At 68.0% G+C, this 15,237-nt stretch carries 12 protein-coding genes; 6 read left to right on the forward strand and 6 right to left on the reverse strand.

Features of this window, described 5'->3' with window-relative positions; all coding sequences use genetic code 11:
- Window positions 1-265 precede the first annotated feature (265 nt).
- Window positions 266-658 (reverse strand): MerR family transcriptional regulator, encoded by a 393-nt coding sequence (locus ASE79_RS09900; protein ID WP_056415358.1) that lies wholly within the window; start codon window positions 656-658, stop codon window positions 266-268.
- The gene (locus ASE79_RS09905) at window positions 655-2,337 is read right to left on the reverse strand and encodes a long-chain-fatty-acid--CoA ligase (RefSeq protein WP_056415361.1); all 1,683 of its coding nucleotides are present in this window, start codon (window positions 2,335-2,337) and stop codon (window positions 655-657) included. Before ASE79_RS09905 ends, ASE79_RS09900 begins: the two co-directional genes overlap by 4 nt.
- A 131-nt stretch (window positions 2,338-2,468) precedes the next feature.
- Between ASE79_RS09905 and ASE79_RS09910 the strand changes: the two genes are divergently transcribed.
- The 5 genes from ASE79_RS09910 to ASE79_RS09930 all read left to right on the forward strand — a co-directional run bounded on the left by ASE79_RS09910 (window position 2,469) and on the right by ASE79_RS09930 (window position 8,615).
- Window positions 2,469-3,605 (forward strand): thiolase family protein, encoded by a 1,137-nt coding sequence (locus ASE79_RS09910; RefSeq protein ID WP_056415364.1) that lies wholly within the window; start codon window positions 2,469-2,471, stop codon window positions 3,603-3,605.
- Window positions 3,605-5,923 carry a 3-hydroxyacyl-CoA dehydrogenase/enoyl-CoA hydratase family protein gene (locus ASE79_RS09915; protein ID WP_056415878.1) on the forward strand — a complete coding sequence of 773 codons (2,319 nt, stop codon included), beginning with the start codon at window positions 3,605-3,607 and terminating at the stop codon, window positions 5,921-5,923. Before ASE79_RS09910 ends, ASE79_RS09915 begins: the two co-directional genes overlap by 1 nt.
- Before the next feature lie 288 nt (window positions 5,924-6,211).
- Window positions 6,212-6,622, forward strand: coding sequence for a DUF2147 domain-containing protein (locus ASE79_RS09920; protein ID WP_056415369.1), 411 nt, complete (start codon window positions 6,212-6,214; stop codon window positions 6,620-6,622).
- 53 nt (window positions 6,623-6,675) lie between these two features.
- Entirely contained in the window at window positions 6,676-7,980 is a 1,305-nt protein-coding gene (locus ASE79_RS09925; RefSeq protein WP_056415370.1) for an OmpP1/FadL family transporter, read from the forward strand.
- A 137-nt stretch (window positions 7,981-8,117) separates the two neighbouring features.
- Window positions 8,118-8,615 (forward strand): DUF2141 domain-containing protein, encoded by a 498-nt coding sequence (locus tag ASE79_RS09930; protein WP_056415371.1) that lies wholly within the window; start codon window positions 8,118-8,120, stop codon window positions 8,613-8,615.
- A 3-nt stretch (window positions 8,616-8,618) separates the two neighbouring features.
- Here the strand turns inward: ASE79_RS09930 and ASE79_RS09935 are convergent, their stop codons facing one another.
- The 4 genes from ASE79_RS09935 to ASE79_RS09950 are packed head-to-tail and all read right to left on the reverse strand — an operon-like array spanning window position 8,619 to window position 13,821.
- Complete coding sequence (locus ASE79_RS09935) at window positions 8,619-11,042, reverse strand: TonB-dependent receptor domain-containing protein (protein ID WP_056415372.1); 2,424 nt, start codon at window positions 11,040-11,042, stop codon at window positions 8,619-8,621.
- Entirely contained in the window at window positions 11,002-11,976 is a 975-nt protein-coding gene (locus tag ASE79_RS09940; RefSeq protein ID WP_056415378.1) for a FecR family protein, read from the reverse strand. Before ASE79_RS09940 ends, ASE79_RS09935 begins: the two co-directional genes overlap by 41 nt.
- Window positions 11,966-12,523, reverse strand: coding sequence for an RNA polymerase sigma factor (locus ASE79_RS09945; protein WP_056415380.1), 558 nt, complete (start codon window positions 12,521-12,523; stop codon window positions 11,966-11,968). The genes ASE79_RS09940 and ASE79_RS09945 overlap by 11 nt, the downstream gene beginning before the upstream one ends.
- Window positions 12,520-13,821 (reverse strand): lipopolysaccharide biosynthesis protein, encoded by a 1,302-nt coding sequence (locus tag ASE79_RS09950; protein WP_156359641.1) that lies wholly within the window; start codon window positions 13,819-13,821, stop codon window positions 12,520-12,522. The genes ASE79_RS09945 and ASE79_RS09950 overlap by 4 nt, the downstream gene beginning before the upstream one ends.
- A gap of 156 nt (window positions 13,822-13,977) precedes the next feature.
- Here ASE79_RS09950 and ASE79_RS09955 point away from each other — a divergent pair, with 156 nt between their 5' ends.
- Window positions 13,978-15,201 carry a hypothetical protein gene (locus tag ASE79_RS09955; RefSeq protein ID WP_056415385.1) on the forward strand — a complete coding sequence of 408 codons (1,224 nt, stop codon included), beginning with the start codon at window positions 13,978-13,980 and terminating at the stop codon, window positions 15,199-15,201.
- Window positions 15,202-15,237: the final 36 nt, after the last annotated feature.

Genomic DNA, 15,237 nt, shown 5'->3' on the forward strand with positions numbered 1-15,237 from the left:
GACCTCGCACTGTGGCGCCGTAGGCGACGGAGGGGGAGGACACGGAACGGCGGTCGTCGCTGGCCGCCCCCTCCGTCTGGCAAGAGCCAGCAACCTCCCCCTAGCGGGGGAGGATTGACGCTCTCTCACCCCTCACCACCCCGGCGAAGGCCGGGGTCCAGTTGGGGGACGTCGCCAACTGAGTGCAGCGCGGTGTTACTGCAACCTTTCCAACTGGGCCCCGGCCTCCGCCGGGGTGGTGCAACTCTCGGCGGGGTAGCGCTTCCTAGACCGCCCCGTCCGGAATCCGCGCCAGCGCTTCCTGCTCGATCTTCTCCAATTCGTCGCGCGTCTGGACGATCGCCTCGCGTTGCGCATCGAGCAGGTCGATCCGCTGGCGGCAGCGTTCCGCCAGCGCGCGCATCTGTTCGACATGCTGCGGATCGGCGTCGTACAGGTCGAGGAACTCCTCGATGTCGCGCAGCGTGAAGCCCAGCCTTTTCCCGCGCAGGATCAACTGCATGCGTGCCACCTCGCGCCGCGTGTAGACGCGTGTCGTGCCGATCCGGCACGGCTCGATCAGCCCCTTGTCTTCGTAGAATCTGAGCGTGCGCGCGCTCACGCCGAGCATGCGCGAAACCTCCTGTATGCCGGTAAGATCGTCCTGTCGGTCGTTCACGCGTCCACTCCCCTCGCCTCCGACGCTGCTGCCTTGGCGGCCTCTTCTGCGACAAGTTCCTTTTTGGATAGCTTGCCGATCAGCGTCTTGGGCAGAGTGTCGCGGATTTCCACCTCGCGGGGAAGCTCGATCTTGCTGATCTTGTCACGCAAAAAATCACGCAGTTCGAGCGGGGTAGCCACCGCTCCTTCGGCCAGCACGACAAAGGCTTTGGGTGCCTGCCCACGATATGTGTCGGGCACGCCGATGACCACCGCCTCGAGCACGGCAGGGTGTTCATACAGCGCCTCCTCGATCACGCGCGGATAGACGTTGTAGCCGCCGCACAGGATCAGGTCCTTGATCCGGTCGACGATGAACAGATAGCCGTCCGCGTCGAGATGGCCGACATCGCCGGTGCGCAGCGCGCCGTCGACGAACAGGTCGGCGGTCGCGGCGGGCTTGTGCCAATAACCTTGCGTGATCTGCGGCCCGCGCGCGCAGATCTCGCCATTCTCGCCGATCGGCAGCAGCCGGGTCGGATCCCCGCGGTCGCGGATCTCGATCGTCGTGCCCGGAAACGGCAGGCCCGCCGAGCCCGGCTTGTTGATTCCCCCGATCGGGTTGCAGGTTATGATCGGCGACGCCTCGGACAGCCCATAGCCCTCGACGAGCTTGGCGCCGGTCGCCGCCTCGAACGCGGTGCGGACCTCGGCGGGCAGCGGCGCGCCGCCCGAGATGCACGCGTGGATCGACGACAGGTCGATCGCCTGCGTATCCGCCGCGGTGGTGATCGCGGCATAGATTGTCGGCACCGCGGGGAAGTAGCTCGGCTTGGTCCGTGCGATCGTCTTGAGCAGCTGCTGCAATTCGAAGCGCGGCAGCAGGATCATTTCCGCGCCGGTCCGGATCGAATAGGTCAGCACCGTCGTCAGCGCGAAGACGTGGAACAGCGGCAGCGCCCCCAGCACGCGGTCCTGGTGCGGCTGCTCGCCGCCGACGAACACCACCATCGCATCGGCGTTCGCAACCAGGTTCGCATGGCTGAGCATCGCCGCCTTGGGCTCGCCGGTGGTGCCGCCGGTATATTGCAGCACAGCGACGTCGTTCGGCGAGACCGCGACCGGCACCGGCGCGCCCTTCGCCTTCAACAGCGAGTCGAACGTGCAATGGCGCGCGTCGCCGGGGGCATGGGCGATCTCGGCGCGCTTGAAGATCCGGTAGGCGATCGACTTCAGCGTCGGCAGCGCGCCGGCGATCGGGCAGGTGATGACGTGCTTCACGCCCATCTGCCCGGCGACCTTGAGGACTCGCGCATGGATCTCGGTGATGTCGCAGGTGGCGATGATCGTCGCACCCGAATCCTCGAGCAGATGCGCCAGCTCGCGTTCGACATAGAGCGGGTTGACGTTGACGACGATCCCGCCGGCCTTGAGAATCGCGAAGAACAGGATCGGATAATAGGGCGTGTTGGGCAGGCAGAGCGCAACCCGCGTACCCTTGACGACGCCGAGATCCTGCAGGCCCCGCGCGGCGCGGTCGACCGACTGCCCGAGCTCGGCATAGGTCAGCGTCCGCCCCATGAAGTCGAGAACGTTGCGCGACCCGAACCGGCGGACCGAGCTGTCGAGCATGTCGCCCAGCAACCGCGGCTGGCCCGGCAACGCTATGCCGACTGCGGTACCTGAAGTGTCGTGCATCTCGCTCTCCCTTACTCGATGTGCGTAAGCCATATTGTCGGCCGCTTCACCTTGACGTAAAGGTGAGGTATCGCACCTTAAGGGTAACCCGCAAGCGTTAACCGGGTCGACCGCAATATGAGAGGATCATCGTGACCAACGTCGTCATCGCCGGGTACGCCCGTTCGCCGTTCCACCTCGCCGGCAAGGGCGATCTCGCCCGCGTCCGTCCGGACGACCTCGCCGCGCAGACGATTCGCGGCCTGCTCGACAAGACCGGCGTCGATCCCGCCGAGATCGAGGACATCATCCTCGGCTGCGCCTTCCCCGAGGGCGAGCAGGGCCTTAACGTCGCCAAGCTGATCGCGCAGATCGCCGACCTGCCGATCTCGGTCGGCGGGATGACGGTCAACCGGTTCTGCGGCTCGTCGATGAGCGCGATCCACATCGCCTATGGCCAGATCGCGGTCGGCGCGGGCGAGGCGTTCATCTGCGCCGGGCTCGAATCGATGAGCCGTGTGCCGATGGGCGGCTACAACCCCCTCCCCAACCCCGCGCTCGCGAAGAAGAGCGCCGGCGCCTATATGGGCATGGGTGAAACGGCCGAGAACGTCGCGCGCCAATACCAGATCACGCGCGCCGAGCAGGACGCATTCGCGGTGAAGAGCCAGGACAAGGCCGCGGCGGCGCGCACCGATGGCCGGCTGTCCGACGAGATCGTGACGATCCAGACCAAGGCCGGCCCCGTCAGCCAGGACGGCACGATCCGCGCCGGGACCACGACCGAAGCGCTCGCCGGCCTGAAGCCCGCGTTCAGCGCGGAAGGTTCGGTCACGGCCGGCACGTCGTCGCCGCTGACCGACGGCGCGTCCGCGGTGCTCGTCACCTCGGAAGAGTTCGCCAAGAAGCATGGCCTGACGATCCTCGCGCGGATCAAGTCGATCGGCGTGTCGGGTTGCGCGCCCGAGACGATGGGCCTCGGCCCGATCGGTGCGTCGAAGAAGGCGCTGGAGCGTGCCGGGATCACCGTCGCCGACCTCGACGTGGTCGAGATCAACGAGGCGTTCGCCAGCCAGGCAATCGCCTGCATCCGCGATCTCGGGCTGAATGACGAGACGATCAACCTCGATGGCGGCGCGATCGCGATCGGCCACCCGCTCGGCGCGACCGGCGCGCGGATCGTTGGCAAGGCCGCCGCGCTGCTGGCCCGCGAAGGCGGCCGCTATGCGCTCGCGACGCAGTGCATCGGCGGCGGTCAGGGCATCGCAACGGTGTTGGAGCGCGCATGATGGTCGATCAGGTGAAAAAGGTCTGCGTCATCGGCGCCGGCGTGATGGGCGCGGGTATTGCGGCACAGGTCGCCAATGCCGGCATTCCCGTGCTGCTGCTCGACATCGTTCCCCGCGAGGGTGACGACCGCGATGCGGTTGCCAAGGGCGCGGTTGCCAAGATGCTCAAGACCGACCCCGCGCCCTTCATGTCGAAGCGCGCGGCCAAGCTGGTCGAGACGGGCAATATCGACGATCATCTCGACCGGGTCGCCGAGTGCGACTGGATCGTCGAGGCGATCGTCGAACGGCTCGACATCAAGCAGGCGCTCTACGCCAAGCTCGAGGCGCTGAAGCGTCCGGGTACCGCGGTCTCGTCGAACACCTCGACGATTCCGCTCGGCAACCTCGTCGAGGGCCGCTCGGACCAGTTCAAGGCCGACTTCCTGATCACGCACTTCTTCAACCCGCCGCGCTACATGCGGCTGGTCGAGATCGTCCGCGGTGCGCACACCGACGTCGCGGTCGCCGAGAAGGTCGAGGATTTCGTCGATCGCTTCATGGGCAAGCGGATCGTCCGCGCGAAAGACACGCCGGGCTTCATCGCCAACCGCATCGGCACCTATTGGCTGGCGATCGCGATCAACGCGGCGATGGACCAGGGGCTGACCGTCGAGGAGGCCGACCAGATCGGCGGCCGCCCGATGGGCGTGCCCAAGACCGGCATCTTCGGCCTCGTCGATCTCGTCGGCGTCGACCTGATGCCGCTGCTGTCGAAGAGCCTCTCCTCCACGCTGCCCGCCGGCGATCCGTATTTCGATACGGTCCGCGACATGCCGCTGGTCGACAAGATGATCGCCGACGGGTTCACCGGCCGCAAGGGCAAGGGTGGTTTCTACCGCTTCGACAAGGCGACGCGCACCAAGCTGTCGCTCGACCTCGCGACCGGCGAGTATCGGCCCGAGGCCAAGCCCGCGGAACTGCCCGGCAAGACGGGCAAGGATCTCGCCGCGCTGATCGCCGAGCCGGGCAAGATCGGCACCTATGCCTGGACGATCCTCGGCAACACGCTGTCCTATGCGGCGATGCTCGTCGGCGAAGCCGCAGACGATATCGTCGCGATCGATGATGCGATGAAGCTCGGCTATAACTGGAAATACGGGCCGTTCGAGCTGATCGACCGGATGGGACCGGGCGTTCTCGCTGCGCGCCTCGCCGACGAGGGCCGCGACGTTCCCGCGATCCTGACGACCGCGGGCGATCGTCCGTTCTACCGCGTCGAGAATGGCCAGCGCCAGTATCTCACGACGGGCGGCGACTATGCCGACGTGCCGCGCGCGGACGGCGTCGAACTGCTCGAGGACATCAAGCTGCGGTCGCAGCCGATCCTCCAGAACCTGTCGGCATCGCTCTGGGATGTCGGTGACGGGGTCGCCGCGCTCGAATTCCACACCAAGATGAACGCGCTCGACGACCAAGTCGTAGCGCTCATCAACGAGGCGATCCCGGTCGTCCGCGAGCGCTTCAAGGCGCTGGTTGTGTATAACGAGGCGTCGAACTTCTCGGCGGGCGCAAATCTCGGCGCGGCGATGTTCGCGGTCGGGGCGGGCCTGTGGGACATGGTCGAGGCCAGCGTCAAAGGCGGGCAGCAGGCATACAAGGCGCTCAAATACGCGCCCTTCCCCGTCGTCAGCGCGCCCGCGGGCCTCGCGCTCGGCGGCGGGTGCGAGGTGCTGCTCCATTCGGACGCGGTGCAGGCGCATGCCGAGACCTATGCAGGGCTCGTCGAATGCGGCGTCGGGCTCGTCCCCGGCTGGGGCGGCAATGGCGAGATGCTCGATCGCTGGACCAAGTCGGGTACGCTGCCCAAGGGCCCGATGCCGGTGCTGACCAAGGTGTTCCAGGCGGTCTCCACCGCGCAGGTCGCCAAGTCGGCGGCGGAGGCGAAGGAGATGATGATCCTGCGCAAGGACGACGGCATCACGATGAACCGCGACCGGCTGCTCGCGGACGCCAAGGCCAAGGCGCTGTCGCTGGTCGAGGGCTATGTCGCACCAGAGGCGCCGACCTTCCGGCTGGCGGGCGAAAGCGGCCGTACGGGGCTGAGCATGGCGGTCGCGGACTTCCACAAGAAGGGCATGGCGACCGACTACGACCTCGTCGTCGCGGATCGTCTCGCCGAGGTGCTGACGGGCGGTGAGGCCGATCTGGTCGATACCGTCACCGAGGACCAGCTGCTCGACCTAGAGCGGGCGGCGTTCATGGCGAGCGTGAAGGACCCGCGCACCCAGGCGCGCGTCGTCCACATGCTGCAGACGGGCAAGCCATTGCGGAACTGACCGCCGTCATCCCCGCGCAGGCGGGAACCCATAGTGGCTGACTCGTGCGCATGGTCGCGACGTCTGCCACTACGGGTCCCCGTCTCCGCGGGACTGACCATTTGCTGTTCATGACCACGATTTCACACACTCAGATCAGTAAGAAGACTTGACTTGTCTTCCGACGAAACTAGGGCGGTTCAATAACTGCCGTATACGGCAACAAGGTCGCGCTAACGTCGCTGGCCTTACGAGAGATTAACGACCGTACATATACGGCGGACCGACAATTTTAGGAGAGGAGAGAAGATGTCCCTTTTGATCATCGCCGCCATGCTTGCCGGTGCGCCCGCTACGGCGGAGACCGTGATCGGTCGCTGGAAGACCGAAACCCACAACGCCATCGTCGAGATCGCCCGCTGCGGCCCGTCGATCTGCGGCAAGATCCTGACCTCCGACGCGCTGCGCGCCAATCCTTCGATGAAGGATGCGAACAACGCGAACACCGCGCTGCGCAATCGTCCGATCCAGGGCATGCAGATGCTGAGCGGCTTCAAGGCCGACAAGGACGGCGTCTGGAGCAGCGGCCAGGTCTACAATGCCGAGGACGGCAAGACCTATAGCGGCAAGATCACGCCCGTCGGCGCGAACCAGCTCAAGCTGCGCGGCTGCGTCTTCTTCCCGCTCTGCAAGACGCAGACCTGGACGCGCGTGCGCTGAGGCGCCGCCACCACACTGCCTGTTTCCCTGATCTCCAGTACAGAGTCTGCTTCATGTCCCTGCGTATCAAAGCACCGCTTCTCCTCGCCTCCGCGCTCGTCGGCACCGTCGGCTTCGCCAGCGCCGCCTATGCCGACGCCTTCTACCTCCAGGCGCAGTCGGCGCGCGGCGCAGGCCGTGCGTTCTCGGGCGAAGGTGCCGATACCGGCCCTGACTCGCTGTGGTGGAACCCGGCGGCGATCGCCGGTATCCGCGACGGCAGCGCGACGCTGAGCGCAACCGCGATCCTGCCCAAGGGCGACGTCGTCGACACCGGCACGCGGATCTGCCGCCCGGGCCAGGCCTGCACGGGCATCAGCGGCCAGTCGAACTCGCGCGATCCGATCAACAAGGGCGTCGTGCCGTCGGGTTCGATCGCCTATCCGCTGAACGACCGGATCGCGGTCGGCCTGGCGGTCACCTCGCCGTTCAGCTTCACGACCAACTATGACGGCGACAGCTGGGCACGCTACAGCGCGGACAAGACGCGGCTGCGCACGATCGACATCCAGCCTTCGGTTGGCGTCGTGGTCACCGACTGGCTCCGCGTCGGCGGTGCTCTCAACGTCGAATACACCGATGCGAGCCTCAGCAACGCGCTCCCCAATCTGTCCGCAGCGCTGCCGGATGGCATCCAGGAGTTGAAGGGCGATGGCTGGGATTTCGGCTGGACCGCGGGTGTGCAGCTGCACAACGATTTCGCGACCGTCGGCATCAGCTACAAGTCGAGCATCCGGCATAACCTGAAGGGTGACCTCACCGTCAGCGGCCTCGTCGGTCCGCTAGCATCGTCGAACATGACCGTGTCGGGTGCCAAGGCCGCGTTCAACACGCCGGGTCAGGTGATCGTCGCCGGTCGCTTCCGCGGCACTGACAAGCTGACGCTCAATGCGCAGGTCGTCGCGTATAACTGGAGCAAGTTCGACACGATCGATCTCGGCGCGCCGCTCAACACCGCGATCCCCGAAAACTACATGGACAGCTGGAGCCTCGCGGGCGGCCTCGACTATGACGTCACGCCGAAGCTCACCGTGCGTGGCGGCGTGCAGCGCACCAAGTCGCCGACGCAGGACGGCCAGCGCGACGCGCGTGTCCCCGACGCCGATCGCTGGACCTATGCCGCCGGTGGCTCGTACCAGCTGTCGTCGCACATCGCGTTGGACGCCGCTGCGCAATATGTCGACTTCGCGAACACGACGATCGACCGCATCACCGCGGCCTATGTCGGCACCGCGGCGCAAACCAATATCCTGACCTCGGGTGCGTTGCGCAACGCCTCGGCAGTCGTGCTGTCGCTGGGCGGCCGCGTCACCTTCTAAGCGACTCCAGGGTAACGAAAAGCGGGGTGTGTCGCCGGTTCCGGCGGCGCACCCCGATTGCGTAGGGCGCTTGTCCGCCGGGCCGATGTCCTTGCGCAAACCTTGCGCGGGGCGATCGACGCCCTACGTCCGTGACCATGATAAGCTTGTATCTGGCAGCCTTGCTGTCGGCGCCGACCGCGTCCGTCCATCCGATCGGCCCCGACGCGGCGAAGTGCGCCGCGGGGAGTTCCCATCCCGCGCTTCTGGTCGAGGTCACGGGCTTCAAGAACCGCGCCGGCACCGTCCGCGTGCGCGTCTTCGGCGGCGCGCCCTCGCGCTATTTCGATAAAAAGACTGCGCTGCTCCGGACCGAGATCGCAGTGCCGCGCGACGGCAGCGTCGCGGTCTGCATGCCCGTCGCGCAGCCCGGCGTGTACGCCGTCGACGTACGCCATGATTATAACGCGAACGGCAAGACCGATCGCAACGATGGCGGCGGCGCCTCGGGCAACCCGCACGTGACGCTGTTCGACATGCTGTTCTCGCGCAAGCCCGATCCGAAGACCGTCCAGGTCAGGGTCGGCAACGGTGCGACGGTCGTCCCGGTCACGCTCACCTATCTCCAGGGCGGGTCGATCAAGCCGATCCGCTAGCACTCACCACGCCACCGCCCCGCCGAGCCGGAGCGTACGCGGCCGCAGCGGCGTGTATTCGTTGCGTGCCGCCAGCGCGAAGGGGTTGCCGCCCGCAAAGCGATCGCCCCTGACGTCGAACACATTGTCGATCGTCCCGGTCAGCCTTACCCGCCCCTTCGACCATGTCGTCCCGAGCTGCGCGGCGCCGTAATCGCCCTGCGATACGTCGAGCGGCGCCTGCGTGCCGACCGTCGACCGGCCGACATAGCGCCACCCGCCATCGACGCTCATCCGCGCCTCGCCGCCCAGCGCCCACGCATAGCCGATGCTGCCCGAAGCCGCGAAGGGCGGCGTGTTGGGTAGTCGCGTTCCGACCTGACGGCGCAGCGCCGGATCAGGATCGGACACGCGCGTATCGTTGAGGAACATCGCCGCGTCGAGCCGCAAGCCCGGCAGCACCACCCAGTCGACGCTGGCCTCGACCCCGCGAATATGGCTGTTGCCGAGATTGGTGGTGAACGGGAAGCCGGTGCGATCGACCAGGTCGGCCTGGATGTGACGCCAGTCCGTCACCGACAGACCGACGGATCCGGCCAACCCGGTCGCCCCGCGACGCTCCTTGCGCAGGCCGATCTCGCCGACATGGATGCTGTCGGGGACGAGGTCGGCGACCCGCCCGACACCGGCCGCCACGGTGATCCCGCCGGTCCGGAACCCGGACTGGTAGCGTGCATAGGCAGCGAGCGACGGCGTGAGCAGCCACGACGCGCCAAGCGTCGGGTCGACGCGTGTCGAACTGCGGCCGCGGATGAAGTTGGTGGTCTTCAGGCTGGCGATCGGATCGCCATCGGTGCGCTGGTGCGTCAATCGTCCGCCCGCGGTGATCGTCAGCGCCGGCGTGACCGCCACGCTTGCCTCGCCGAACAGCGCGGCATCGAACGTACGGTTGGTGACGCCGACGATGTCGCGCAACCGGTTCGGTGCGCCGTACATCCGCGCATAGGCGTCGCGCGCATGGATCACCGCCATCCCGATCAGCCACCCGCCACCGTCCTTGCCAGTCCGCGACAGCCGTGTCTCGTGCGAGAACAGCCGGCTGCGCTCGTCCGTGTCGTACGCGATCGGGACATTCGGCCGACCGGGCCTGGTCGCATCGAACCGGCTGTCGGCATCGCGGTGGACCAAGCCGGTCGCGGACACCAAATGCAGCCCGTCCTCCCACCGCCGGTCGACGACGATGCGCCCGAGCAGATATTGCTGTTCGAACGGCTGCGCGAGCAACGACGCGCGCGCCAGCGACCCGGCGCCGCGTTCGGCATATTGGAGATCGGGTGCGGACACGTGCTGCGCGACGATCCCGGCATCGATCGTCCAGCCGTGCGCCGGCGCGACACGAACGTCGAACCGCCCGCCGGTCGTCGAGACCCGGTTCACGTTGCGCAGCTTGCGCAAGACGTCGTCGATATAGCCGCCCTCGACCAGGTTATACGCGACCAGGCGCACGCCGACCGCATCGCGCAGAAGCGGCAGGTTGATCATCCCGGCGATGTCGCCACCCGGCGCGCCCGACCGGGTCGTGCTGATCCCGCCCGAGACGGTGGCAGAGCGGTCGGTCAGGTCGACCGGGTGCGGGACCAGCCGGACGATGCCCCCGATCGCGCCCGCGCCATAGAGCGTCCCCTGCGGTCCCTCGAGTATCTCGACCTGCTCGACGTCGTACAGGTTCAGCCCTGGATCGGGGCCGTTATACGCGACCGGGACCTCGCCGAAATACACGTTGGCGGTCGACTGGGTCGGCCCCGTGAAGCTGCTGTCGGCGACCCCGCGGATGAACAGCTTGTTGCGGCCCGCACCAAGCGCGGTGCCCTGGAGGATCGGCGTCGCGGCGATCGCGCGGTCCATGCCGTTGGCCGCGTCGGCTCCCACCCGCGCGATGCCGTCTGCCCGAAAGATCGTCAGCGCCCCTGGAAAGCGAAGCTGCGAGGTCGCGCGCTTCGTCGCCGTCACGACGACGTCCGGCGCCGGCTCCGTGTCCGGCACGACCGGCGCCACCACCCGGACGACGGGGTTAGGCACAGGCCGGACGGGGCGCGGCGCGATGCGGCGGCGAACGATCCTGAAGCTGTCGGGGCCGAGGCGTTGCGCGGTATAGCCGGTCCCCGCGAGCAGCCGATCGAGCGCGTCGGATGCGGACAACACGCCTTTTACCCCGGCCGCCCTGGCCTGTCCGAGCCCGGGCTCCGCGCTGCCGATATCGACGCCAGCCTGTTGCGCGAGCACCGCGATCGCGCGGTCGAGCGGCCCCGGCGCAACCGCGATCGACCGCCGCACCGCTGCGTGGACGGTGGCGGACGGCAGCACGGCAAACGACGGCACGGCAAGCAGCGAAACGGCAAAGCGGAGGTTAAGGACCGGCATGGCCTCCCACCAGACGCCAGCGGCCATCGACCTGCTCCGCACGCGCGCCGATCAACGCGGCCGCGCGCGGGATCAGGCGATCGGCGCCCCCGGTGACGCCGATCGACCCGGTAAACGGAGTCTCGAGCAACCCCGGCGCGACCTGCACGACGACACCCGTGCTGCGTTCCAGCGCGGCGGCGACGAGACGGACCGGCGTCCGCTGGAACACGAGCCGCCCGTTGCGCCAGCCGCCGACATCACCGACCGCCACCCCCGACAGCCGCGGCGCCTCCCCGTCGAGATGCGACAGCGCGGCCCCCGCGGTCAGCATGATCCGCTCCTGCTCGGGCTGGAACATCACCGCGCCCTCCGCCACCTGCACGCCGAGATGCGGACCGACGCGCGCGACGTTGAAGACCGTGCCGACGTCCTCCAACCGCATCGTCCCAGACTGCACGACGAACGGATGAGCGGCGTCATGCGTCACGTGGAAGGTTGCCTCACCGCGCTCGAGCGTGACCAGGCGCGCGGCGCCGTCGTCGATCGCGAGCTTGGTGCCGCCATTCAGCTCGATCCGGCTGCCATCTGCCAGCACGACAGCGCGCCGCACGCCGCTGGGCGTCTCGACGATCCGCATCGCGCGATCAGTCTCCAGCGGCAGCATCACGACGCCAATTCCCGCGGCGGCAAGCCCCCCGAACGCCGCGAGCGCCCAGCGGCGGCGCGGTGCAGCACGATCGTCGTTGGCGGCGGTGAACGGCACCGTATCGGACCAGTCGGGCGGCGTCAGCGCATCGTCGAGTTCGGCATCGGCACGGGTCAGCGCGTCATAGGCGTCGCCATGCGCGGGATCCGCCTCGAGCCAGTCGGTGAACGCGTGCCACTCCTCCGCGCCCGCGCCCGGCAGGCGAAGATGCCACGCCACGGCCTCGTCCGCCGCGGCATCGACGTTGGTCTGGCCGGTCCACTCATCGACCATCGCGCTGGTCCTCCTCGTGTGGAAGACGTCCTGCCCGCGCGACATCCGCACCGGAATCAGGCCGTTGCACGTGAATTCTCAGATAGGCGCGATGCAGCAGCTTCTCGACGCCGCTGACGGTGATCCCCATCCGCTCGGCGATCGCCTTTTGCGGCAGGTCCTCGAACCGGTACAGGCGAAACGCCGTCGCGACGCGGTCGGGCAACCGGGCGAGCGTCGCCTCTACGCGCGCCAGCCGTTCGCGGGCGATCAGCGCGCGTTCCGCATCGGGCTGTTCGTCGGCCCCCGACTGCGTCTCCATCCAGCCGGTGTCGCGATCGACGCGGCGGACCGCACGACGGCGTCGGTCGACCGCGATGTTGTTCGCCATCCGGCAGATATAGCCGACCGGTTCGGCGATCGGTCCGCCGGTCACCGTCTCCAGCTTCAGCCAAAGGTCCTGCAACGCGTCCTCGGCCTCCTCCACGCTGCCGAGCCGGGCGACGAGCAGCCGCAACAGCATCGCCCGCTCGGCGAGGAACACCGCGCGAAGCCCGCCCAGCGTCATGCCGGCGCGCGCCGGGCATCGCTGCGGAACATCGCCGCCAGCGCTAGGATCGCGACGCCGTTCTGCAGCAGCGCGTGCCACCCGGCCCCGTCGGTGCCGAACGCCCACAGCATCAGCGGCAGCAGTGGATAAAGCGCAAGACTGGTGACCAGCCCGACCGTCATCGACCGTCCGGGAAGCCCCAGCGCAGTCAGCCCGGACGCGAGCGGCGCGCCTGCCAGCCCGGCCGCGCGTGCGCCCGCGATCAGGATCAACAGCGCGGTCCCACCGCCGAAGCTCGCCCCGCCGAGCAGCACGAGCAGCCGGTTACCCCCCAGCGCAAGGATCAGGACGATCGGCAGCGCGACCGCCAGTGCGATCCCGGCGCTGCGCCACACCGTGTGCCGCAACCCGGCGAGATCGCCGCGCGCGACCTGCGCGGCGAGAACGGCATAGCTCGCCTGGCTCAGCAACACGGTCGGTTGCGCCAGCAGCGCGGTCGCGCGCTGTGTCAGTGCCAGCAGCCCCGCCGCCGCCGGACCGAGCAGCCAGCCGACCGTCAGCGGCGCGAGGTTGGGCGCCAGTTCGCGCACCGTGATGTCGAAATTGGTGATCAGGATGAACCGGGTCAGCCCCGCGGTATCGCGCGCCGCACCGCGCCACGGCCCGCGCACCGGCGCGCCCTTGGCCAGCCGCCGCCATGCGACGAGCCCGAACCCCCACATCGCCAGCCCCTCCGCGACCGCGGCGACCAGCCAGACCGCGAGGAACCCGATCAGCCCGCCCCCCGCGAACCACACCCCCAGCGCACCGATCAGCCGGATCAGCGGCGACACCGCCTGGTGCAGCCCGATCAGATCGAACCGCCCGGCGATCTGGAGCAGCCCCTGCGGAGTCGCGCGCACCGTCGCGAGGACCGCAAGGCTGTAGGGGATGGCGATCGCGATCGTGTCCGGTGACCAGCCGAGCCGCGGGCCGATCAGCGACACCAGCAGCGCCGCGACGAGGATCGCGACGATCCCGCAGCCGAGTTCGATCACCGCCAGGAACCGGACGATCCGCGCGAACCCGGCGTGATCCCCGCGCTCCAGTGCGATCCCGCCATAGCGGACCACGCCGTGGAACCCCGAAAAGGCCAGCACGCTGCCGACCAGCACCGCATAGGCGTTGACCAGCACGAGTACGCCATAGTCCGCCGCGCCGAGCCGGTGCGTGACGAGGACGAGATAGATCAGGCTCATCACCCCGGCCGCGGCCTTGCCGCCGAGCAGGTGGCCAAGGTTGGCCAGCACCAGCATCACGCCCGAACGCGCCTGCACAGCGTCACCTTGCGCGGTGGGAAGAGGACGAAGCAACGATCGCATCGACGCCCCTTAGGCGCACCCCGATGCAGCGACGACTGGAAAGTTCCATCATTCGTACGCGATGACAAAATATTTAGTGAGGGCACCCCGGAGTCGTGACGTCTACCGGCCATGAAGATCGGCTTTCTGTTCAACCACGACCAGGTCCACCAGGTCGCGCACGCCCTCCCGACCGCGCTCGCGATGGCGCAGGGCTATCCGCATGCCGAGATCGTCGTGGCGACCACCAACGATCGCCTCACCGCAGAAGTCCGCAGGCTCTGCGATCGGCTCGGTGTCACGGTGACGCTGAAGCAGCTCGGCCTGCGCCGCACCTCGACGCGCGCACTGGCGAGCACGCTCGAATGGGCTGTGCCGGTCACCAAGATCGGCATCTACCGCGACAATCTCGATTTCTTCCGCTCGCTCGACGCGCTGGTCGTCGCCGAGAAGACGTCGCTGCTGCTCAAGACGCGCTACGGGCTCGACGATCTCAAGATCATCCATACCCGTCACGGCGCCGGGGACCGCGCGATCGGCTTCAACGCGCACAGTGCGACGTTCGATCACGTGCTGGTCTCGGGCACCAAGATCCGCCAGCGCCTCCACCGCGAGGCGGGCGTCCCGTTCAACAAGATGAGCCTGATCGGCTACCCCAAGTTCGATCTGATGCCGGAGCCCGCGCCGCGCCTGCCGTTCCAGGCCAACGGCAAGCCGACCGTGCTCTACAACCCGCACCCGTCGCCGCATCTGTCGTCTTGGTACGCGCAGGGCCGCGCGGTGCTCGAGCATTTCCTGCACGACGATCGCTACAATCTCATCTTCGCGCCGCACGTCATGCTGTTCCACCGCAAGTTCGTGCTGACGATCGACAAGTTCCGGATCGATCGCGCAGGCGTGATCGACCAGCGGTTCCTCGACGCGCCCAACATCCATGTCGATCTCGGCAGCGCGGCGTCGACCGACATGACCTACACCGCCGCCGCCGACATCTATCTCGGCGACGTCAGCAGCCAGGTCTACGAATTCCTCCACACGCCACGCCCCTGCCTGTTCCTCGACGCGCATGCGACACCGTGGGAGGGCGATGCGAACTATGCGCACTGGCAGGCGGGCGAGGTGCTGACCGGCAGCGACGGTCTCGGCGATGCGCTCGATCGCGCGGTGGCGCAGCATGATCGCTATCGCCCGGTCCAGCGCGCGCTGTTCCAGCGCAGCTTCGAACTGACCGCCGAACGCTCCGCGGTGCGCGCCGCACGCGCGGTCATGAGCGTGCTCGGCGATGCGACCCCGAGCGTGCTGCCCGAGCGCGAACCGGAGACGATCACCGGAACGCAGGGGTTGCGCGTGGCCTGAACCGCCGCGACAAGGCGGATCTTTCAGGCGCCACGC

The organism is Sphingomonas sp. Leaf28 (assembly GCF_001421685.1).
Taxonomy (GTDB): Bacteria; Pseudomonadota; Alphaproteobacteria; order Sphingomonadales; family Sphingomonadaceae; genus Sphingomonas; species Sphingomonas aurantiaca.

Coding starts and splice junctions, on each gene's coding strand:
- ASE79_RS09955 (WP_056415385.1), top strand. CDS start 13,978: ATGAAGATCGGCTTTCTGTTCAACCACGACCAGGTCCACCAGGTCGCG.
- ASE79_RS09915 (WP_056415878.1), top strand. CDS start 3,605: ATGGTCGATCAGGTGAAAAAGGTCTGCGTCATCGGCGCCGGCGTGATG.
- ASE79_RS09940 (WP_056415378.1), bottom strand. CDS start 11,976: ATGGTCGATGAGTGGACCGGCCAGACCAACGTCGATGCCGCGGCGGAC.
- ASE79_RS09935 (WP_056415372.1), bottom strand. CDS start 11,042: ATGGCCGCTGGCGTCTGGTGGGAGGCCATGCCGGTCCTTAACCTCCGC.
- ASE79_RS09905 (WP_056415361.1), bottom strand. CDS start 2,337: ATGCACGACACTTCAGGTACCGCAGTCGGCATAGCGTTGCCGGGCCAG.
- ASE79_RS09930 (WP_056415371.1), top strand. CDS start 8,118: ATGATAAGCTTGTATCTGGCAGCCTTGCTGTCGGCGCCGACCGCGTCC.
- ASE79_RS09925 (WP_056415370.1), top strand. CDS start 6,676: ATGTCCCTGCGTATCAAAGCACCGCTTCTCCTCGCCTCCGCGCTCGTC.
- ASE79_RS09945 (WP_056415380.1), bottom strand. CDS start 12,523: ATGACGCTGGGCGGGCTTCGCGCGGTGTTCCTCGCCGAGCGGGCGATG.
- ASE79_RS09920 (WP_056415369.1), top strand. CDS start 6,212: ATGTCCCTTTTGATCATCGCCGCCATGCTTGCCGGTGCGCCCGCTACG.